Below are 16,666 nucleotides of genomic sequence, written 5' to 3'. Positions count from 1 at the left end.
GCCCATGGAAACCTACGCCTCCCCTCCGGCCCCGGCTCTCCAGGAGCGGACGCGGCTGCTCCCGGCCATGGCCAACGGCTTCCTCAACCGCTGCCCGCATTGCGGCGAGGGCCACGTCTTCGGCCGCTTCCTCAAGGTGCGGCCGGCTTGCGAGGCCTGCGGCCTGGAGATGGAGGGCCACCGGGCCGACGACCTGCCGCCCTATATCGTGATCTTCCTCGTGGGCCACATCATCGGCTACCTCGTGCTCGAGATCGAGATGGGCTACGACGTGCCGCTCTGGATTTCGATGACGGTGTGGCCGCTGCTCACCCTCGTCCTGGCGCTCCTGCTGTTGCAGCCGGTCAAGGGCGCGGTGATTGGCCTGCAATACACGTTCGGCATGCACGGTTTCGGCAAGTTGCCCCCCGCGCGCGGTGGGACCGGCACGGGCACGGGGGAGAGACGCGGCGGTGAGGCAGGAAGCAGAGCAGGCGACGCCCCAAAGCTTGGATCAGCCTGATTCAGATCAGCCCGCTTCGCCTGCTGCCACGCCCCGCCCGGTGCTGTTGCGCCCGCGCGATGCCGCGACGCTGATCATTCTCGACCGGTCACGGAAGAAGCTGAAGCTGCTGATGGGCCGGCGCCATGCCGGCCTCGCCTTCATGGGCGGCAAGTTCGTGTTTCCCGGCGGACGGATCGAACCGTCCGACCGGATGATGCCGGTCGCCGGTGCCCTGTCGCAGCGGGCCGACGACGCCTTGCGGGCCAAGCTGCCGCGCGCACCCCACCATCTCGGCCGCTCGCTCGCGCTCGCCGCGATCCGCGAGACCTACGAGGAGACCGGCCTTCTCATCGGCACCCGCGATTATGGTCCGCCGGAGACCGCACCGGAGGGTGCGTGGCAGGCCTTCGCCGACGAAGGGGTGATGCCCGATCTCGAAACCCTGCATCTGGTGGCGCGGGCGATCACGCCGCCGAAGCGCCCCCGCCGCTTCGATACCCGCTTCTTCGCCGTCGATCGCAAAGCGGTGGTCGCCGAGCGGCCCGGTATTGTCGGGCCCGATGCGGAACTGACCGAACTCGCCTGGGTCGATCTCGATGCCGCGCGCAAGCTCGACCTGCCGCGCATCACCCGCGTGATCCTCGACGATCTGGAAGCGGCAGCCGACGCCGGCTTCCCGCCCTACAGGCCGATCCCGTTCTACTTCGAGCGCCGCGGCAAAGGGGTGCGGGAGGAGATCTGAACGGGACGGAATGCATCGTCGGCTCTGTCCGCACCGACGGAAATGCATCCTTTGATGCCCCAGAGGAGATTCTTAAGCGGCATCGGGCATCGTGGGGCGGCAAGTGGAGCCGAAATCACCGATGCTCTCCGTCCTTCGCCGCTCCGATGCCGCGTCCATCTTCGACGCGCTCAACCGCTCCCAAGCGGTCATCACCTTCGCCGTCGATGGGACAGTGCTCGACGCCAACGACAATTTCCTCTCACTGATGGGCTACACCCTCGGTGAGGTGCGCGGGCGGCATCATCGCCTGTTCGTGGACCCGCAAGAGGCGGAGAGCGCGGAGTACGAGGCGTTCTGGCGGGGCCTGCGCCGCGGCACGTTTCAGACGGCGGCCTATGGGCGTCTCACCAAGGACGGACGCAAGGTCTGGATCCGGGCGAGTTACAATCCGATCCTCGACGCCGCCGGCCGCGTTCGGAAGATCGTCAAATTCGCCCTCGACGTGACGACCGAGCGGCTCGCCGCCGCCGAGACGGCGGGCCAGATCGCCGCGATCAGCCGGTCGCAGGCGGTGATCCAGTTCGACCTCGATGGGACGGTGCGCAGCGCCAACGCCAACTTCCTCAACGCCCTCGGCTACGCGCCGCACGAGGTGGAGGGCCGGCACCACAGCCAGTTCGTGCGGCCGGAAGAAGCGGCATCCGCGGAGTACCGCGCCTTTTGGGAAGCACTCGCCCGTGGCGAGTACAGGGCCGGCGAGTTCCTGCGCGTCGGCAAGGATGGGCGCGAGGTCTGGATCCAGGCGACCTACAACCCGATCCTCGATCCGTCCGGGCGCCCGTTCAAGGTTGTCAAATACGCCTCCGACATCACCGCGGCCAAGCGCGTCGCCGCCGACATGGCGGGAAAGGTCGAGGCCGCCCGGCGCTCGCAGGCGGTGATCGAGTTCGGCATGGACGGCACGGTGCTCGACGCCAACGACAACTTCCTGAACGCGCTCGGCTACACCCTTCCCGAGGTGCAGGGCCGGCATCACCGGATGTTCGTGACGCCCGAAATCGCCGCAAGCCCGGCCTATGCCGAGTTCTAGGCGACGCTGCGGGCGGGGCAGTTCACCTCCGCCGTCTACCAGCGGGTGGCCAAGGATGATCGCGAGGTCTGGATTCAGGCTTCCTACAACCCGGTTCTCGACGCGGCCGGGCGCCCGTTCAAGATCGTGAAATACGCCTTCGACATCAGCCAGAGCATGGCGGTGCGCGCCAGCGCCCTCGCCATGGCCGAGCAGACGCTGGGCCGGGTGCGGACGGTGGCCGGCGCGTCCGAGGAGATGCACCGGATCTCGGAATCGATCGCCGAGCAGATGAACCGCTCGCACGATGCGGTCGGCGACATTCAGACCCGCATGAGCGCCGCCGGAATCCTCTCGGCGAAGCTCGACGACGCGGCCGCCGCGATGACCGGCGTGGTCGAGGTCATCACGGGCATCGCCGAGCAGATCAACCTGCTCGCCCTCAACGCCACGATCGAGGCCGCCCGCGCCGGTGCGGCCGGCCGCGGCTTCGCCGTCGTCGCCACCGAAGTGAAGAGCCTCGCCGAGCAGGCGCGCTCGGCCACCGCCCGCATCACCGGCGAGATCGGCGCCATGCAGGCGGTCTCGCGGGATGTCGGCGCGGCGCTGGTCTCGACCGCGGCGGTGGTCGACACCGTGCAGGGTTTCATCGCGCAGACGACGGCGGACAGCACGCGGCAGCGCGCGACCACCGGTCAGGTCAGCACCGACATGCAGGCCACCGCCGCGAGCGTGGCGGAATTCGCGAGCCGTCTCGACGCCTGGAATGTCGGGCTGGAGGAGCGGCGGGGCGAGGAGCGCCTTCGCTCCTCGCGCTCCGGCCATGTCGCGTTTGTGCCGGAGCGCGGGCGAACGGCGGGGACGCCGCAGAGCCGGCCCTGCACCATTCTCAACCTCTCGGAGGGCGGCGCCAAGCTGGCACTCGAGGCTGCGGACCTTCCGAACTTCGTCACGCTTCACATCGACGGCGAGCCGTCCCGGCGCTGCCGCGTCATACGGCGGGCCGACGACGGGATCGGCGTTCAGTTCATCTGATCCCGAGCCTCGTCCCGAACATTCGTGGCCCGCCTTCGGGACGCTGCGCGACGGGCCGCCTACCGGCGCGCGTCGGAGACCAGCGCGGCCAGCCCCTCGCGATAGGTCGGGAAGGCGAGCTGCACGCCCAGCTCCTCGCGGATCAGGCGGTTACGCACCCGCTTGTTCTCGCCGTAGAAGCTGCGGGCCATCGGGCTGAGGTCGGCGGTCTCGAAATCGACTTCCGGCGGCAGGGGCAGTCCGGTGAGCCTTGCTGCGTGCTCGGTCACCGTCTGCGGCGGGGCCGGCTCGTCGTCGGTGACGTTGTAGACCGCGCCCCCCCGCGGGTGCTCGATCGAGGCGGCCAGCGTCGCGGCGATGTCCGCGACGTGGATGCGGTTGAACACCTGCCCCGGCTTGACGATGCGCTGGGTGCGGCCGTCACGCAGCTTCACGATCGGATTGCGGCCGGGGCCATAGATGCCCGAGAGGCGAAATACCTGCACCGCCTTGCCGGTCTCGGCGCCGAGCGCGAGCCATGCATTCTCGACGGCGAGGCGGTCGCGCGAGCGGGCGCTCTTCGGGGTAGCGGGCGTCGTCTCGTCGATCCAGGCACCCCCTTGGTCGCCGTAGACGCCGATGGTCGAGAGATAGCCGATCCAGCCGATGCGGCTTTTCGCGATGGTGTCGCGGTAGCGGGCGAGCACCGTATCGCCGTCCCGTCCCGGCGGTGCGGAGATCAGCAGGACGTCGGTGTCGGCGAGATCGTCGGCGATGCGGGGATCGTCCGCCTCCGGTCCGAAGGCGCGCAGGGTGAACCCGGTCTCGGCCGCGAGACTCCTGGCCCGCTCGGGCTCGGTCACCGTCGCCCGCACCGCGTTGAATCGCGCCCGTTCACGCTCGGCAAAATGCCGGGCGGAGAAGCCGAGGCCGAAAACGAACAGGTTCATGCGGTGTCAGGTCTCCCGTGGGCCGTCCGCTTCCATAGGGAGGGCGGCGGCCTCACGCCATTCCTCCCTCACATGCGCCTCCGTTTCCCCGTGTCCATGGGCGGCGAAGAGTTCGTGCAGCCGCTCTTGGGGCAGCAACCGGCCGCAGGCCCAGACGGCGGCACCGCGCACCGCCGGATCGGGCTCGGCGAGGCAGGCCACCGCCTCCGCGGCGAGGGCGGCATCACCGGAATTGCCGATGGCGATCAGCACGTTGCGCAGGAAGCGGTCGCGGCCCGTGCGCTTGATCGGTGTTCCGGCAAAGCGGGTGCGAAACCCCGCATCGTCGAGGCGGGCGAGTTCGGCGAGCGGCGGCGCGGCGAGATCGTCGCGGGCCGCCATGCGGCTCTCCCGCGCCGCGCCCGCGAACTTGTTCCAGGGGCAGACCGCAAGGCAGTCGTCGCAGCCGAACACCCGGTTGCCGATCTTTTCGCGGAATTCGGCGGGGATCGGGCCCTGATGCTCGATGGTGAGGTAGGCGATGCAGCGGCGCGCATCGAGTTGGTAAGGGGCCGGGAAGGCATCCGTCGGGCAGATGTCGAGGCAGCGGCGGCAGGAGCCGCAATGGTCTGTCTCGGGGGTGTCGGGTTCGAGCTCGGCGCGGGAAAAGATCGCGCCGAGCATCAGCCAGTTGCCGTGCTCGCGCGAGATCAGCACCGTGTGCTTGCCCTGCCAGCCGAGCCCGGCGGCCTGGGCCAGCGGCTTCTCCATGACGGGCGCGGTATCGACGAAGACTTTCACCGGCTGGCCGGAGCGGGCGGAGAGGAAGCCGCCGAGTTCCTTCAGCTTGCCCTTGATGACATCGTGATAGTCACGCCGTTGCGCATAGGCGGCGATGGCGGCGCGATCCTTCAGCTGGACGAGTTCGAGGGGGTCGCGCTCAGGGCCCGCATTCATGCCGAGCATGACGATGCTGCGGGTCTCCGCCCACAGGGCGGAGGGCGCGGCGCGCTGGTCCGCCCGCTCCTCCATCCAGTCCATCGTGCCGTGATGGCCCGCCGCGAGCCATGCCGGCAAGCGCTCGCGCAAGTCCGGCACGGCATCGGGACGGGTGACGCGGAACGCCTCGAAGCCGAGACGGCGCGCGCGCGCCTCGATGGTCTCGCGCAGGGCGCGGCCCGTGAGGACAACCTTTTCGGGTTTCAGAAATCCAGATCCGCGTAGTGGGCGGCCGCCGGCATCCCCGGTGCCCGGTCGGCCAGCAGCGCGCGGAAGGACGGGCGGGATTTCACCCGCGCGTACCAGTCCTTCGCCATCTCGTCCTCGTCCCATGGCACGTCGCCGAGATAGTCCACGCAGGAAAGGTGGGCCGCCGCCGCGAGGTCGGCATAGGTCAGGTCGTTGCCCGCGAGCCAGCGGCGCTGCCCGATCAGGTAGCCGACATATTGGAGGTGATAGCGCACGTTGGTGCGCGCCGCACGAATGGCGTTCATGTCCGGCGGGCCGCCTCCGGCGGCGGAGGGCATGAAGCGCTTATCGATCTTCTCGGTGACGAGATACTCGGTCACCTCGCTGTTGAACTTGACGAGGAACCAGTCGAGCAGGCGCCGCACCTCCACCCGCGCCTGGGTGGTGTCGGGCAGAAGCCGCCGCCCGGCGAGGCCGAGCCCCCGCGTCTCGTCGAGATACTCCGCGATCACGCCCGCGCCGGGAATGGCGAGCCCGGTCTGCTCCACCAGCACCGGCGTGGTGCCCGCCGGGTTGACGATGAGGAAGTCGCGGCGGCGCTCCCAGGCCCGTTCCTCGACGAGAGTCGGCTCCATCCCCATCTCGGCCAGGACGAGGCGGATGAAGCGCGAGTTCGGGCAAAACGGGGAGTGATAGAGCGTCGCCATCGAGGCCGTGGTTCAGCGGTAAAGAAGGCAGAGCCCTGGGCAGACCGTGTCGCACCGGCGAAATTGGGGCGACGCGCCAGGATTATTTCTCCAACGTTGCCACCTCATTAACAAACCCGCCGCAACCCGGTAACCGCCCGTCAACCCTACCGCCGCAAAGCTGCCGCATCGCCGTCGTCTGCCGCGCCCTGAATCGCCGGCACATCGGCGTGGGGAACAGCAGGCTTATGGATCTCGTCCTGATCGCGAAGGCGCTCGTGCTCGCCGTGGTGGAAGGCGCCACCGAGTTCATCCCGGTCTCCTCGACCGGGCATCAGCTCCTCATCGGCCACTTCATCGGCTTCCACTCGCCCAACAACACCTTCGAGGTGCTGATCCAATTGGGCGCGATCCTGGCGATTCTGTTCGTCTATTTCGGTCGGCTGTGGAGCATCGCCACCGCGCTGCCGAACGATCCGCGGGCGCGCCGCTTCGTGCTCGCGATCCTCATTGCCTTCCTGCCCGCCGCGATCGTCGGCGGGCTCTTCTCCAAGTACATCAAGCTCTATCTGTTCAGCCCGTGGATCGTCTGCGCCACGCTGGTGGCCGGCGGCATCGTGCTCCTCATCATCGACGACACGGTCGGCGAGCCGAAGGCGGCTCCAAATGAGGGAACGCACGACGGTCCGACCGAGCATCCGCGCAAGACCGACGTGTTCGAGTTCAGCCTGCCGATGGCGCTCAAGATCGGCCTGTTCCAATGCGTGGCGATGATCCCCGGCGTGTCGCGCTCCGGCGCCACCATCGTCGGCGCGATGCTGATGGGGGCGAGCAAGCGCTCGGCCACCGAGTTCTCGTTCTACCTCGCCATGCCAACCATGGCCGGCGCCTTCGCCAAGGACCTGCTCGACAACTACAAGAACCTCTCCTCCAACGACGCGCTGCTGATCGTCATCGGCTTCGTCGCCGCCTTCATCTCGGCCTTGATCGTGGTGCGGACGGTGCTCGACTACGTCTCCCGCCACGGCTTCTGGCTGTTCGCGTGGTGGCGCATCCTCGTCGGCTCGCTCGGCTTCGCCGGACTGATTCTTTTTGGCTGAGCCTTCAGGATTTTGAGCGAGGCGGAGGCGGCAACCTGGACTAAAGTCGGTTGTCGCCTGCCCGCGCCCCGTGCGAGGGCTTGCGGCCAAGTCGCCGCTCTTTGAAGAAGCGGTCGGGAAACGCCGAATCGTCAAGGTCTCGCCCAAGATGGAAGATCGTCCGCTCGCCGAGTTGTTCGAGCCCGCCACCCGCGAGCGCTGGCGCCAAGCCGTCGAAGCCGCGCTGAAGGGGGCGGACTTCGAGAAGCGCCTCGTTTCGAAGACCGCCGACGGCCTGCGCATCGAGCCCTTCTACGAGCCGGCGGCATCGGTGGCCCAGCCGGTGCGGGCGCCCGGCCCGTGGCGTCTGGCGCAGCGCATCGACCATCCCGATGCCGAGAAGGCCGGGGCCCAGGCGCTGGCCGACCTCGAAGGCGGTGCCGATGCGCTGGTCCTCGTCCATCGCGACGCCCGTGCCGCCCGCGGCTTCGGCCTCGAACTTCCATCCGTCGATGCGCTGGACGCGGCGCTGACGGGCGTGATGCTGCCGCTCATCGCCCTGCGACTCGATGCCGGTCCGGCCGGATTCGAGACGGCGGCGCTTCTCAAGCAACTGATCGAGCGCCGCGGCGACGACCCGACCGCGCTCGACCTCGATCTCGGTCTCGACCCGATCGGCACCCGCGCCGCCACCGGCCGGCTCGACCAGGGGTGGGAGGCGCGCCTCTCCGAGACCGTCACCGCCTTTGCCGGATACCATGGGCGCGCGGCCTTGGCCGACGCCCGGCCCTATCACGAGGCGGGGGCGAGCGAGGTGCAGGAACTGGCTGCCGTGCTCGCGACGGCGGTCGCCTATCTGCGGGCGCTGGAAGCCGGCGGCCACGATCTGGCGCTCGCGCGCGACCAGATCGCAGTCCTGCTGGTGGCGGATGCCGACGAATTCCTGACCATCGCCAAGTTCCGGGCGATCCGGCGGCTTTGGGCCCGGGTCGAGCAGGCCTGCGGCCTCGAGCCGAAGCCGCTACGGGTCCTGGCCGAGACCGCGTGGCGGATGATGAGCCGCCGCGATCCTTTCGTGAACATCCTGCGCACCACCATGGCCTCGGCCTCCGCCGGCCTCGGCGGAGCGGATTCGGTGACCGCGCTGCCCTACACCCTGGCGCTCGGTCTGCCCGACGCCTTTGCCCGGCGGGTGGTGCGCAACAGCCAGATCGTGCTGATCGAGGAATCGAATCTCGCCAAGGTTTCCGACCCGGCGGCCGGCGCGGGCGGCTTCGAGGCGCTGACCGCCGAATTGACCGAGAAGGCCTGGGCGGCCTTCCAGGAAATCGAGCGGGAGGGCGGGATCGCCGCGAGCCTGGAGGCCGGCGCCTTCGCAGGTCGGATCGCAGCGGTGGCGCAGGCCCGGGCACGGGCAGTCGCGAACCGCAAGGAGCCGCTGACCGGCGCCAGCGAGTTCCCCTTCCTCGCCGAGAAGCCGGTGACGGTGCTCGACGTGGCGCCGAACCCGGCCGCTTCCTCGGAGGGGGCCTTGCCCTCGCAACGCCTCGCCGAACCCTACGAGGTCCTGCGCGACGCCTCCGACGCCGTCCGCGAGCGGACGGGCAAGCGCCCGGCGGTCTTCCTGGCCAATCTCGGTCCCGTGGCGGTTCACAATGCCCGCTCGACCTTCGCCGCCAACGCCTTCGCTGCGGGTGGCATCGAGGCCATCGGCAATGACGGCTTCTCCGACATGCAGGCCCTGGCCGATGCCTTCAAGGCGTCGGGCGCGCGGATCGCCTGCCTGTGCTCGTCCGACACCGTCTACCAGACCGAGGCCGTGCCCGCGGCCGAGGCACTAAAGGCGGCCGGCGCCGGCACCATCTACCTCGCCGGCAAGCCCGCCGAGGCCGAGGCTCTGCGCCAAGCGGGCGTCGGAGGCTTCCTGTTCGCCGGTTGCGACCTGTTGGCGCTCCTGCGGGAGGCGGCTGAGCGCGCGACGGGCTGACGGACGCTCAAGGCCGCGTGAGCAACCTTGACACTGCGGGACGCAAGACGATCTTCCGGCTGAAACGGGCCGACACGGCCCCATGTTTTGAGCCGGATGTCATTCCCATGCGCCTTCCGATCCTTGCCGTCGCCAGCTTCGCCATCGCCGTCGGCAGCGCCGGAACATCGGAAGCGGCCAAGCGCAAGGTGCAGGTGCCGCACCGCTACGACGGCCGCTGGAGCATCGAGGTCGTGACCCTCGACGGCCCCTGCGACCGGGCCTATCGCTACGGGATCCAGATCCAGCGCGGCGAGGCCGTCTACAGCGGCGGAGAGGTCGGGATCAGCGGGCGCGTCGCGGCAAACGGGACGGTGCGCGGCACCATCTCTCGCGGCAGCGACGCCGCCCAGGTGTTCGGGCGGTTGTCCGCCGACGGGACCGGCGCCGGCCGCTGGTCGACCCTCGGCGACGGCCCGATTAGTTGCAACGGCAGCTGGAACGCGATGCGGCGCGGCTGATTTCGCCGTTCAGGCTGCGTCTCCGCCGAGTGGATCGCACGGATCGTGCTGTGGCGGCCCGGCGACAGATTCGGATTTGTTCTGCGCTGCGGCACGGGTGATCAGTTTTCGCCCTAGATCCGGCGCGATCTTCGGCGAACACTGGCGGCGTTCCATACTCGTTCGAGGCGCCCCATGAGAGCCGTGATGAGAGCCTTGCCGTTCGTCGGTCTTGCCTTCGTCCTGCTCGGCCCCGCGGCCGAGGCGCGTCCGGCCCGGCAGCACGTTGCCGGCTCCGAGCACGCGGTGCTAGCGCCGCTCGAGGAAGCGGCGACGGCGTGCTTTGCCGAAACCGTGGTCTCCAACCCGAAGGCGATGCGGCTCGCGCGGGACGGGCGCTGGTACGAGGCGGCCGGAGTGACCGGCTTCCTGTGTCGCCCGGAAGTCGATCGCATGGCGGTCGCCCACGACCGGATCTACGGCCCCGGCACCGGCGCCCGCTACTTTAAGGGAGCCTACGCCCGCCACCTCGACAAGCAGCTCGCCGCCCGCCTGCAGCCTCTTCTGGAAACGAAGGCCATGGCGAGCGCCGAGCCGCCGGCCGAGAAGGCCGCGCTCATCGACAGCGCGATCGAATCCGCGCCCGGAAGCGCGGATCACTGAGCGGGAGAGGCGGGGTTTCGCTCTACCGAATCCGCCGCCAGGTCTGGCGCTTGCACAGAACGCTGAGCACGCAGCCCGCCACTTCGATGGTGTCGGGTCCCTTCGGCGTGACGCTGCCCGAATAGGTCTTGCCGTCGTTCGGATTGTAGAGGCTGCCCTCGAAGCCGTTGCCGCTCGGGGTGCCGGCCTGCATGATCTGCACGCCGACGAGCTTGCGCGAACGCAGCGCCGGATCGGGGTTCTGCGCGTCGAGCCCGGCGCCGGCGGTCGCGGCGATCACACCGCAATAGCCGCCGCCGCAACGGGCGATGCGCACGGTCGAGCCCGCCGTCTCCGTCTGCCACAGGCCGGAGAGGTCCGAGGCCTTCTGCGCCAGAGCGCCTGTGCCGGACACGGCAAGCAGCAGCGCCGCAGCGAAGACGTGCATCGGGCGATGGCGTGAACGGTTGGCGCGCGGCGTCGTCATTCGAGCTTCCCTCCTCGCCGACAGTGACCGCCGGCCGGCGCGAGCGGTAGTCAGCCCGCCACGGTTACGCAAGGAGCGGGATATGAGGCCGCATGACGATGCGGCCTTGACTTCGCCGCCTTCGCGCGGCCTACGCCCACGGCGAGCCGATACGGACAAGTCAGGAGCGGCGGATGCAGGTCATCGATACTGAAATTCCGGCGGTCAAACGGGTGATCCCGAAGCGCCACGGCGACGACCGCGGCTGGTTCTCCGAGATCTACCGGGCCGATATCCTGTCCGAGCACGGGATCGCCAATGCCTTCGTGCAAGACAACCAATCCTTCTCCGCGCCCGCCGGCACGATCCGGGGCCTGCACTTCCAAGTCGCACCCAACGCCCAGGCCAAGCTGATCCGGGTGCTCGCCGGCGCGATCCTCGATGTCGCCGTCGATCTGCGCTCCGACTCCCCGAGCTACGGCTGCCACGTCGCCGTGCGGCTCGATGCGACCGGCGGCGAGCAGCTTTTCGTGCCCGCCGGCTTTGCCCATGGCTTCTGCACCCTGGAGCCGGACACCATGGTCGCCTACAAGGTCGACGCCTATTACAGCCCGGCCGACGACCGGAACCTGCGCTGGAACGATCCGGCGATCGGCATCGCGTGGCCGGTGGCCGAAGCGGATGCGATCCTCTCGGGCAAGGACAAGGCCGCGCCGCTTCTGGCCGATCTCGGGCGGGTGTTCTGAGTCAAGGTATCGAGATCGTTCGGTCGGGCGGATTGAACCCGACCTCAGGTTGGCGTAGGCGCGGCCGAGCGTGGCCCTTGCCCATCCCGCGGATGCCGACCCCGCGGACAGGAATTGGACGGAGTTGGGATCGATGCGCATTCTTGTGACGGGCGGCTGCGGCTTCATCGGCTCCGCCCTCGTGCTGCACCTGGTGCAGGATCTCGGCCACGAGGTGCTGGCCCTCGATGCCATGACCTACGCCGCCAACCCGATCTCGCTGCAGCCGCTGGCGGACGACCCGCGCCACCGCCTGGAACAGGCCGATATCTGCGATCCGGCCCGCGTCCACGCCCTCTACGCCGACTTCAAGCCCCAGGCGGTGATGCATCTGGCCGCCGAAAGCCATGTCGATCGCTCGATCACCGATCCGGGCGCCTTCGTGCGCACCAACGTCATCGGCACCCAGGTTATGCTCGACGGCGCCCGTACCCACTGGGAGAGGCTCTCCGGTGAGGCCAAGGCACAGTTCCGCTTCCTCCACGTCTCGACCGACGAGGTCTACGGCTCGCTGCCGCCGGACGCGTTCTTCACCGAGGAGAGCCGCTACGATCCGCGCTCGCCCTACTCGGCATCAAAAGCGGCCTCCGACCATCTCGCCCGCGCCTGGCACGAGACCTACGGCCTGCCGGTGCTGGTGACGAACTGCTCGAACAATTACGGCCCGCGTCACTTCCCCGAGAAGCTGATCCCGCTGATGATCTTGGCCGCGCTGGAGGGCAAGCCGCTCCCGGTCTACGGTGACGGCCTGAACGAGCGCGACTGGATCCATGTCGAGGACCATGCCCGCGGCCTCGTCGCGGTGCTGGAGCGCGGCCGGCTCGGCGAGACCTACCTGCTGGGCGGGCGCTCGGTGCGCAACAACCTCGCCGTGGTGAAGGCGCTCTGCGCCGCCTTCGACCAGCTCAAGCCCGAGAACGGCCCGCACGAGCGCCTGATCAGCTTCGTCGCCGACCGGCCCGGCCATGACCGCCGCTACGCCATCGACCCGTCGAAGGCGGAAGCCGAGGTCGGCTGGCGGCCGACCAAGGTGTTCGAGGAGGCGCTGACGGAAACCGTGCGCTGGTACCTCGACAACGAGGCGTGGTGGCGCCCGATCCGCGAGGGCCGCTATTCCGGCGAGCGCCTCGGCCTCGCGCCCAAGAGCGCCTGATCATGGACATCCTGATCCTCGGCGGCGCCGGTCAGGTCGGCACGGAGCTTCAGGCCTTGTCCTGGCCCGAGGGCCTGCGGGTGCACGCGCCTAACCGTCAGAACCTCGACATCACCGACGAGGCGGCCGTTGCGGCTGCCCTCGATGCGCGCACCTACGCGGCGGTGATCAACACGGCCGCCTACACCGCCGTCGATAAGGCCGAGAGCGAGGTCGCGGCCGCGTGGCGCCTCAACGCGCTGGCCCCGGCCATCCTCGCCACCGAGACGAAGCGGCGGGCCATCCCGCTCGTCCATGTCTCGACCGACTACGTGTTCGATGGGTCGGGCGAAGGCTTCTACGCCCCCGGTGCGCCGGTGAACCCGCAGAGCGTCTACGGCGCCAGCAAGGCGGCCGGCGAGATGGCGGTGCGCTCCGGCAATCCGCGCCACGCGATCGTGCGCACCGCCTGGGTGGTGAGCCCGCACCGGGGCAACTTCGTCAAGACGATGCTGCGGCTCGCGGGCGAACGGGATCGGCTCACCGTTGTCGAGGACCAGCACGGCTGCCCGACCTCCGCGGCCGATCTCGCGGGCGCGCTCGCCGCGATCGCCCTGCGGCTGGCGGGCGACGAGGCCGCGCCCACCGGTACCTTCCACTGCGTCAACGACGGCGCGACGACGTGGTGCGACTTCGCCCGTGCGATCGTCGCGGGGTCGGCCCGGCGCGGCGGACGCTCGGTGCCGGTCGAGGGCATCCCGAGTTCCGCCTACCCGACGCCGGCCCGGCGCCCGGTGAACTCGCGCCTCTCCAGCCAGAGCCTGACCGACGCCTACGGCCTCGCGCCGCGCTCCTGGGAGCCGGCGCTCGACGACATCCTCGACCGGCTGGTCGGGCCGGTTCGCTCCCACTGATCAGGACGTGTTTCGTATGAAGGGCATCGTGCTCGCCGGCGGCTCCGGCACCCGGCTCCATCCGGCCACGCTGGCGATCAACAAGCAGCTGCTGCCGGTCTACGACAAGCCGATGATCTACTACCCGATCTCGGTGCTGATGCTGGCCGGCATCCGCGAGATCCTCGTCATCTCCTCGCCGGAGCATCTCGGCAACTACCAGCGCCTGCTCGGCACCGGTGAGCAGTTCGGCGTCACCTTCACCTACGCGGTGCAGCCGCGGCCCGAAGGGCTGGCCCAGGCTTTCATCATCGGCCGCGACTTCGTCGGCAGCGACGACGTGGCGCTGGTGCTCGGCGATAACCTGTTCTTCGGCAACGGCATGAGCGACCTGCTCGCCAAGGCCCGCACCCGCAAGAGCGGGGCAACGGTGTTTGCCTACCACGTCGATCATCCGGAGGCCTACGGCGTCGTCACCCTCGACGAGTCCGGCCGGCCCTTGCGGTTGGTGGAGAAGCCCCAGACCCCCGAAAGCCCCTGGGCGGTGACGGGGCTGTACTTCTACGACAATCAGGTGCTCGACATCGCCGCCGAGGTGAAGCCCTCGGACCGGGGCGAACTCGAGATCACATCGGTCAACCAGGCCTATCTCGAACGCGGCCAGCTCCATGTCGAGCGGATGAGCCGCGGCTACGCCTGGCTCGACACCGGCACGCATGACAGCCTGCTGGAGGCGGGCGAGTTCGTGCGGGTGCTGCAGCGCCGGCAGGGGCTTCAGGTCGCCTGTCTCGAAGAGATCGCCTACCTGCAGGGCTTCATCGGCCGCGAGCAGCTGCAGGCGCGGGGCGAGCTGTTCGCCAAGACCAGCTACGGTCAGAACCTTCTGCGCCTGGCTCGCGAGGGCCGCCGGGCCGATCAGGATTTTTGATCAAAGAGGCTCGATCTCGTCACGGCGAGGCGAAGTCGTCCAGCGCGCCGACCTCTCCGGAGCTGTCGCAGTCCTGGATCACTTCGCTCGCAATGACGGATAGGACAAACTGGGGTCTGGCCGGGCGTCGCGTCAGCGCGCGCCCTGAATGAGCACGGCGCCGGTATAAGTCTCGGCGACTTCGCAGAACGGCACGCCACCGGCCGTCAGCACCGCCTCGACTGAGAATAGCGGCTCGCCGGGCCCCGGCAGGCCGCCGGATTCGGGCCGCCACAGCATCGTCAGCGACCGGTTGCGCCGGCTCGGACCGAGCGGGCGCACGACGTGGCCGAAGGGGGCCTGCGTGCCGTCGAGCGCCGCGTTCATCGCGGGCGTCAGGCGGCTCGGAACGTACCAGTTGTCGGCCTCGGACAGGACGTGGGTGCCGCAGGTGAGCCGCACCCGGCGGTAGCGCACGGGCTCGTCCGGGCCCACGGCCAGCCGCTCGCGCCGGGCTGCGCCGGGGAGCTTGTCCGGGCCGGGGACGCGCACGGCGACGATCCGCGGGTCCGGGCTGAGCCCGCGTTCGGCGCACCACGCTTCGAGAACGGCGGTGGCGCTCGGCGCGGCGAGAAGGCGGGCGCTCAGCGTTTCGATCAAGGCGCGCGCCTCGGACCCATCCTGCGCCTCCCGGCTTGTCTCGGCGGCGGCTCCGGCCGCTTGCGCCCGCGCGCTGCCCGCGTCGGCGGGCGGCACGGCGGCGCCGAGCGCCGCAAGCCCCACCGTCAGCATCCGTGTCGCCGTCCGCTCCATCGTGCAGCGCAATACGTCGATGACGGGCAAAGGTCCATCGCGTCGGGCAACCGGTCCCCGATTCACCGCCTACTTAGCGTCGAACTTGGCGTCGGGGGGTAGGGCGGTCGCGAGCGGCCCGGCGGGGGGGAAGCGGGAAGGCGACCTTGCAGCGCTGGCCGCCGGGCAGCTTGAAGTCCGGGTTCGGCAATTCGAGGCGCACGCCAAAGGTGCCGCTCGCCGCGTCGAACACCTGATCGACCACGCTGACCTTGGCCTCGTAGGCGCCGCCGATCGGCTGGTCGAGCACGACGGTGGCCGGCATCCCGAGCGCGATCTCCTTCCAGCGGGCGACCGGCAGGTAGGCCTCGACGCAGAGTGGATCGAGCTGGACCAAGGTGAAGATCGCGCTGTCCTGGCGCACGAACTCGCCGGCCGACATCAGCCGCTCGGTGACGATGCCGCGGATCGGGCTGCGGATCATCCGCAGTTCGAGCTGCGCCTCGGCGCGCTGGAGCTCGATGCCGTTGAGCTTGTGCTTGAGGATCTCGGTCTGAAGGTCGCGCCGGCCGATCTCGTAATCGGCCTCGACCTGATCGAGCTTCTCCTGGGTAACGATGCCCTTTGAGAGCTGGTTCTGGCGTTCGAGGCGGCGCTTGTAGAGTTCGACGCGGGTCTGCTGCGCCTCGATGCCGGCGGTCGATTCCGCCTGCGCCCGCGACAGGGCGACGTTGGCCTCTTCCACGCTCGAATCGAGCCGGGCGATGATGTCGCCGGCCTTGACCGCCGCGCCCCGGTTGACCGGCACGCTCTTGAGGATGCCGAGCGTGGCCGAACCGATCTTCAGTTTCTGCGCCGGCTCCACCACGCAATCGACGCGGGTGTCCTGGGCGCTCGCCGCGCAGCTGGAGAGGAAGAGGGCGGCGAGCGCCGCGCAGATCCGGGCTTGCCGCGTTCCAGCCAGAAGGGTCATCGCGAAACAGTCCTCACTCGGCATGGCCGGCAAAAGCCAGAATACGGTCCTGCATCTGGTCGGAATGCAGCAGGTCGGCGCGCATGCGCCCGTGCAGCCGCTCGGTGCGCAACTGCGCGTGGCGCAGCAGGCGCGCGCCGAAGACCCGGCCGCGCTCGGGGCCGACCAGCGCAGGGGCACCACGAACAGAAGGGCCAGCAGTGCACCCGTGGCGGTGCTCGTGAGAGTCACGAACCGTACCGCCTGGCTCATGCCTATCTCGACGCCGTGGTCGAGGGCGACGGCGAGGAGATCATCTGCGAGATCGCGTGGCTGCCGCGGCTGGACCGGGCCGCGTGGGAACGGGTGCGAGGCTGACGCTGCCGCCGAAACCGACTGGCTGCACACCGAGCGGCGCCCGCCCATCATCGCCCTCGACTGGATCGTCTCGCCCTGCG

Annotated in this window: 17 protein-coding genes and 1 pseudogene; 12 read left to right on the top strand and 6 right to left on the bottom strand. The window is 69.4% G+C overall.

The annotated features are described in order from the left end of the window. The first annotated feature begins 4 nt into the window (after positions 1-4). The 4 genes from M2437_RS21235 to M2437_RS21220 all read left to right on the top strand — a co-directional run bounded on the left by M2437_RS21235 (position 5) and on the right by M2437_RS21220 (position 3,312). Entirely contained in the window at positions 5-502 is a 498-nt protein-coding gene (locus M2437_RS21235; protein WP_253388615.1) for a DUF983 domain-containing protein, read from the top strand. Continuing rightward, positions 453-1,226 carry an NUDIX hydrolase gene (locus tag M2437_RS21230; RefSeq protein WP_253388614.1) on the top strand — a complete coding sequence of 258 codons (774 nt, stop codon included), beginning with the start codon at positions 453-455 and terminating at the stop codon, positions 1,224-1,226. The genes M2437_RS21235 and M2437_RS21230 overlap by 50 nt, the downstream gene beginning before the upstream one ends. Positions 1,227-1,347: 121 nt before the next feature. Continuing rightward, positions 1,348-2,298, top strand: a complete 951-nt coding sequence (locus M2437_RS21225; protein ID WP_253388613.1) for a PAS domain S-box protein — start codon at positions 1,348-1,350, stop codon at positions 2,296-2,298. 45 nt (positions 2,299-2,343) lie between these two features. Beyond that, positions 2,344-3,312, top strand: a complete 969-nt coding sequence (locus M2437_RS21220) for a methyl-accepting chemotaxis protein (protein WP_253388612.1) — start codon at positions 2,344-2,346, stop codon at positions 3,310-3,312. A gap of 59 nt (positions 3,313-3,371) precedes the next feature. Here the strand turns inward: M2437_RS21220 and M2437_RS21215 are convergent, their stop codons facing one another. Genes M2437_RS21215 through M2437_RS21205 form a run of 3 tightly spaced genes read right to left on the bottom strand, consistent with a single transcriptional unit; the run spans position 3,372 to position 6,115 of the window. Beyond that, positions 3,372-4,241 (bottom strand): SDR family oxidoreductase, encoded by an 870-nt coding sequence (locus M2437_RS21215; RefSeq protein ID WP_253388611.1) that lies wholly within the window; start codon positions 4,239-4,241, stop codon positions 3,372-3,374. 6 nt (positions 4,242-4,247) lie between these two features. Continuing rightward, complete coding sequence (gene queG, locus M2437_RS21210; RefSeq protein WP_301293169.1) at positions 4,248-5,426, bottom strand: tRNA epoxyqueuosine(34) reductase QueG; 1,179 nt, start codon at positions 5,424-5,426, stop codon at positions 4,248-4,250. Next, the gene (locus tag M2437_RS21205; RefSeq protein WP_012253814.1) at positions 5,423-6,115 is read right to left on the bottom strand and encodes a glutathione S-transferase family protein; all 693 of its coding nucleotides are present in this window, start codon (positions 6,113-6,115) and stop codon (positions 5,423-5,425) included. The genes queG and M2437_RS21205 overlap by 4 nt, the downstream gene beginning before the upstream one ends. Positions 6,116-6,342: 227 nt before the next feature. On the opposite strand from M2437_RS21205, the gene M2437_RS21200 reads away from it, so the two are divergent. From M2437_RS21200 to M2437_RS21185, 4 genes are all read left to right on the top strand, one after another. Beyond that, on the top strand, positions 6,343-7,194 hold the full coding sequence (locus tag M2437_RS21200) for an undecaprenyl-diphosphate phosphatase (RefSeq protein ID WP_253388610.1): 852 nt from the start codon (positions 6,343-6,345) through the stop codon (positions 7,192-7,194). A gap of 148 nt (positions 7,195-7,342) precedes the next feature. After that, complete coding sequence (locus M2437_RS21195; protein WP_253388609.1) at positions 7,343-9,160, top strand: methylmalonyl-CoA mutase subunit beta; 1,818 nt, start codon at positions 7,343-7,345, stop codon at positions 9,158-9,160. Between the two features lie 107 nt (positions 9,161-9,267). Then, a complete protein-coding gene (locus M2437_RS21190; protein WP_253388608.1) occupies positions 9,268-9,660 on the top strand; it encodes a hypothetical protein in 393 nt (130 codons plus the stop codon). Positions 9,661-9,834: 174 nt separating this feature from the next. Next, on the top strand, positions 9,835-10,302 hold the full coding sequence (locus M2437_RS21185) for a hypothetical protein (protein ID WP_056119695.1): 468 nt from the start codon (positions 9,835-9,837) through the stop codon (positions 10,300-10,302). Positions 10,303-10,324: 22 nt separating this feature from the next. On the opposite strand, the gene M2437_RS21180 is transcribed toward M2437_RS21185, so the two are convergent. Next, positions 10,325-10,768, bottom strand: coding sequence for a DUF2147 domain-containing protein (locus tag M2437_RS21180; RefSeq protein ID WP_147018360.1), 444 nt, complete (start codon positions 10,766-10,768; stop codon positions 10,325-10,327). A 173-nt stretch (positions 10,769-10,941) separates the two neighbouring features. On the opposite strand from M2437_RS21180, the gene rfbC reads away from it, so the two are divergent. From rfbC to rfbA, 4 genes are all read left to right on the top strand, one after another. Further along, positions 10,942-11,493, top strand: a complete 552-nt coding sequence (gene rfbC, locus M2437_RS21175; protein WP_253388607.1) for a dTDP-4-dehydrorhamnose 3,5-epimerase — start codon at positions 10,942-10,944, stop codon at positions 11,491-11,493. A 133-nt stretch (positions 11,494-11,626) separates the two neighbouring features. Next, the gene (gene rfbB, locus M2437_RS21170) at positions 11,627-12,685 is read left to right on the top strand and encodes a dTDP-glucose 4,6-dehydratase (RefSeq protein ID WP_253388606.1); all 1,059 of its coding nucleotides are present in this window, start codon (positions 11,627-11,629) and stop codon (positions 12,683-12,685) included. A 2-nt stretch (positions 12,686-12,687) separates the two neighbouring features. Continuing rightward, complete coding sequence (gene rfbD, locus M2437_RS21165) at positions 12,688-13,578, top strand: dTDP-4-dehydrorhamnose reductase (RefSeq protein ID WP_253388605.1); 891 nt, start codon at positions 12,688-12,690, stop codon at positions 13,576-13,578. A 16-nt stretch (positions 13,579-13,594) separates the two neighbouring features. After that, positions 13,595-14,485: a glucose-1-phosphate thymidylyltransferase RfbA gene (gene rfbA, locus M2437_RS21160; protein WP_003605848.1), complete on the top strand. Its 891-nt coding sequence runs from the start codon at positions 13,595-13,597 to the stop codon at positions 14,483-14,485. Positions 14,486-14,617: 132 nt separating this feature from the next. On the opposite strand, the gene M2437_RS21155 is transcribed toward rfbA, so the two are convergent. After that, positions 14,618-15,277 (bottom strand): hypothetical protein, encoded by a 660-nt coding sequence (locus tag M2437_RS21155; protein WP_196774001.1) that lies wholly within the window; start codon positions 15,275-15,277, stop codon positions 14,618-14,620. A gap of 69 nt (positions 15,278-15,346) precedes the next feature. After that, positions 15,347-16,229 (bottom strand): annotated as a pseudogene (locus M2437_RS21150) (efflux RND transporter periplasmic adaptor subunit). Between the last annotated feature and the right edge of the window lie 437 nt (positions 16,230-16,666).

Source organism: Methylorubrum pseudosasae, assembly GCF_029504475.1.
Lineage (GTDB): Bacteria > Pseudomonadota > Alphaproteobacteria > Rhizobiales > Beijerinckiaceae > Methylobacterium > Methylobacterium extorquens.
The sequence above is the reverse complement of the archived record's forward strand: the minus strand, read 5'-3'. Positions and strand labels throughout refer to the sequence as shown.